Raw genomic sequence first — 3,497 nt, 5'->3', positions numbered from 1 at the left:
TGATATAATTATCCATAAGGATAGAGACGCAAGCTAGCTAGAGTGTCTGTTTTGATAATGAAAGCAAAGGTATATGTGGAGGGTGAGGAATGAACCATACTACTTTGAATTTCAAAATGCTCACATTGGAGCGCAATCCTTTTGGGGCAACTGTCGCCATACACCCCACATTGTTGTGGGATGATAACGGCGCCACTCTCGTTGATGTCGGTTATCCGGGTCAATTAAAAGAACTAACTACGGCAGTAGAGCAGACCGGTGTTTTGCTTAAACACATTAAGCGAATTATTTTTACACATCAGGACTGGGATCATATCGGCAATGTAACGGACATACAGAACGCTTTGGGCAACAAGGCGGAAATATATACTCATGTCAATGAGCGTGACTATATCGAGGGCGTCATCCCTTATATCAAGATGACCCCTGAGCGGGTCCAGGCCAGGCTTCAATCGCTGCCGGAAAATATTCGTGAACAGGCAGCTGGCTTGTTTACCAATATTCCTACCGCTCATGTATATAAGACGTTTGAGGATAAAGACGTATTGTCGTTTCACGATAACGTGCAAGTGATACATACACCAGGTCATACTCCGGGTCATATGTGCCTATATTTGCAACAGCATCGCTTGCTTATCGCCGGGGATCAATTGCGGATTCAGGATGGAATTTTAGTAGGGCCGGCTCCAGAACATACTGCTGACATGAGGGTAGCCCTGCAATCACTGCGTAAATTGCAGGAGTATGATATTGATTATGTCATCTGCTATCACGGCGGATTATACGGGCCCCAAGCCGCTGTTCGTATTGCTAAACTCATTGCAGAATATCAGTAAAACATGAATATGGAGGATGGCAGGTGATGGAAAGAATCCATATTCTGGGGGCTTCAGGGTCAGGGACAACTACTTTAGGCCGGGTTCTTGCCACTCAGTTGGGTTGTCAGCATTTTGACACAGATAATTATTTTTGGCTTCCTACCAAACCACCATTTCAGATAAAGCGTGATTTGCAGGACCGGCAGCAATTGCTAGCTGAAGATTTAGGCAGTGCGGCCCGGTGGATATTATCAGGTTCTCTTTGTGGGTGGGGTGATATATTTATCCCGAAATTTGAATTGGTAGTGTATTTATGGATTCCGCAAGCTTTACGGATGGAAAGGCTTGTTAAACGAGAAATACAGAGATATGGAGCGACGGAAGTCAAACCAGGAGGAAAGCGGTATTCAGATTCCAACGCATTTTTAGAATGGGCTGCCGGTTATGATGAGGGCGGCTTGAGTATGCGTAGTAAAGCGTTGCATGAACAATGGCTGGCGGCTTTACCTTGTAAAGTCTTGCGATTAGAAGGTGATCTGTCTGTGGAAGAACGGGCATCAGCCATACTTGCATACAAAAACAAAATTGGGAGGGTTTTTGATGTTTAGTGATATTGTAAAAGCAAACCGCAGTTACCGGCGGTTTTTTGAACAGGAAGCAGTTACGAGAGATACTTTGCTCACTCTTGTGGATTATGCCAGGCTGGTACCCTCAGGTGCCAATAAACAGGCGCTTAAATATTATATCGCTTGTGAGCAACCACTTAACGAACAAATCTTTGCCACTTTGGGCTGGGCGGGCTATTTAAAAGAGTGGCCGGGCCCTGTTGCCGGAGAAAGGCCGGTAGCTTATATTGTCATCCTCCAGGATAAAGGATATAAGATGGGGACCAGTTTTGATGCAGGGATTGCTGCCCAGACCATCTTACTCGGGGCGACAGAAATCGGACTGGGTGGGTGTATGATTGGCAACATTCAACATGCTAAACTGCAGGCGGTATTGAACTTAGCGGACAACTTTGAGGTATTGCTGGTGATCGCGCTGGGCAAACCGAAAGAAGAGGTCGTTATTGAGGAAAGCGAGGCCAATGGCGATATCAAATATTGGCGGGATGAAAACCAGGTTCATCATGTGCCAAAACGAAAATTGCAAGATGTAGTAATTACCGGTTTACTATAGTAGTATAACAGGCCAGATGGGATATTTATGGATTGCATGCTTCCGATAATGGAGTAACGAAATATATGAATGGGATACCCATTAGACAATGGTTCTTGCTGGCTCGCTCCAGCTTAATAGGTATTTGGACAATTTAGCTGATCAGTAAGTGAGCTGAAGGCTGGGCAGAGGTAAAATCTGCACCAGCCTTCTTTTTATATTTCACAAGAAAGATTTTAGTGGGCGACATTAATTAATACTGATAAAAGTATGTTGGCAACACTTGGAGGCTAGGCATGAAGAAAATTTGTTACGAACAAAAGCTGCATGATATTCTCTATTCCAACGATTGGTTTATGCTTGTGTTGAGAGCATCTCGCCAGTGCAACCCTCCAGGCTGGTTCGTAGGCGCAGGTGTGATTAGAAATATCGTCTGGGACTATTTGCATAATTACACTAAACCAACAGTTGAATGATAGCCCGATGTTCGAAGTAGCTGATGAAAAGTATGCTGTGAGAAATGCTCATGACTTACTCAAGAATATTGCTACCTGCGTAATTGACAGCAATAATACCGATGGAGTGGCAAAATATCTGAAGACAGTTTACAACCGCGTAAGTAATGCCTAAAGATAAAGATAACCCCCAAAATTTTGCTTGCATATAACATAATTGAGTGGACGGGAGTGGTAGGCCAGCAAGTCATAATATTAGAGGACCGTTTTGATGAAGGCGAAAGCGGCAGGCTTTGATTTAGGAAACTGCTGACAGTATCTTATTATCTAAAAGCCCATTAAGTGTTTTATATGACGGCAGTTTTCTGCTGTTGTAAGCGTCTCCAGCAGCGTAAAGGCAACATCCAGGGCTGTTGCCGGTGACGAGGAGGTTATCATGTTACCATCAATGACTATCGGCTGGTTAACAACATTAACACCAAAAGCGGCTAATTGCTGTTGGCGGTAGCCATTGTTTAAATGGTATGTCGTTCCTTGCCGCCCGCATAAAACCCCGCTTTTCCCCAGTGGTAAGGCCCCAACACAAATCGCGGCGATAATTTTTTCAGCCATGTTAAATTTTTGAATAATAGACAAAAAATCATCGCTGTAGGCGTCTTCATAAAAACCGGCGGATTCAAAACCTCCCGGAATAGCCAATGCATCAAACTCAGTAACATCGACTTCCGAGGTCAGTAGTTCAGGAATCACGGTTAAGCGGCCAGTACATCTTAGATTCTTCCGTATGCCGCAAGTTACCAATTTGGTTGATCTGTCACCTTCTACCATATTCCAATCCAATACATCAGTAAAAACACTCGCTTCGTAGGCTTCAAAGCCATTAGCCAGTAATAACAAAATTTGTTTCATAGCTACGCGCCCCCCAATATGTTTGAATATACTTTGCTTTATATTATCACTAAACCAATATTTGGTAAACATTATGCAATGAATTTTATGCAATTTAGTTCGACTTTATCAGGATTATCATCGAATCTGAAATATAAGCTAGGAGCTATTAAGGAAG

Annotated in this window: 6 protein-coding genes; 5 read left to right on the top strand and 1 reads right to left on the bottom strand. The window is 43.4% G+C overall.

Going from position 1 to position 3,497, the window contains the following annotated elements:
* The first annotated feature begins 89 nt into the window (after window positions 1–89).
* The 5 genes from VN379_RS07820 (at window position 90) to VN379_RS07800 (ending at window position 2,606) form a co-directional block, all read left to right on the top strand.
* On the top strand, window positions 90–836 hold the full coding sequence (locus VN379_RS07820; RefSeq protein WP_325532543.1) for an MBL fold metallo-hydrolase: 747 nt from the start codon (window positions 90–92) through the stop codon (window positions 834–836).
* 26 nt (window positions 837–862) lie between these two features.
* On the top strand, window positions 863–1,426 hold the full coding sequence (locus VN379_RS07815; RefSeq protein ID WP_325532545.1) for a hypothetical protein: 564 nt from the start codon (window positions 863–865) through the stop codon (window positions 1,424–1,426).
* On the top strand, window positions 1,419–1,997 hold the full coding sequence (locus tag VN379_RS07810; protein ID WP_325532541.1) for a nitroreductase family protein: 579 nt from the start codon (window positions 1,419–1,421) through the stop codon (window positions 1,995–1,997). The genes VN379_RS07815 and VN379_RS07810 overlap by 8 nt, the downstream gene beginning before the upstream one ends.
* A gap of 275 nt (window positions 1,998–2,272) precedes the next feature.
* A complete protein-coding gene (locus VN379_RS07805; protein WP_325532539.1) occupies window positions 2,273–2,452 on the top strand; it encodes a hypothetical protein in 180 nt (59 codons plus the stop codon).
* 7 nt (window positions 2,453–2,459) lie between these two features.
* Window positions 2,460–2,606: an HAD hydrolase family protein gene (locus tag VN379_RS07800; protein WP_325532537.1), complete on the top strand. Its 147-nt coding sequence runs from the start codon at window positions 2,460–2,462 to the stop codon at window positions 2,604–2,606.
* A gap of 152 nt (window positions 2,607–2,758) precedes the next feature.
* On the opposite strand, the gene VN379_RS07795 is transcribed toward VN379_RS07800, so the two are convergent.
* The gene (locus tag VN379_RS07795; protein ID WP_325532535.1) at window positions 2,759–3,340 is read right to left on the bottom strand and encodes a DJ-1/PfpI family protein; all 582 of its coding nucleotides are present in this window, start codon (window positions 3,338–3,340) and stop codon (window positions 2,759–2,761) included.
* Window positions 3,341–3,497 lie beyond the last annotated feature (157 nt).

It is taken from the genome of Sporomusa sp. (genome assembly GCF_035561255.1).
Lineage (GTDB): Bacteria > Bacillota > Negativicutes > Sporomusales > Sporomusaceae > Sporomusa.
Note: the sequence above shows the minus strand (reverse complement) of the source record. Positions and strands in the feature narration are given on the sequence as shown.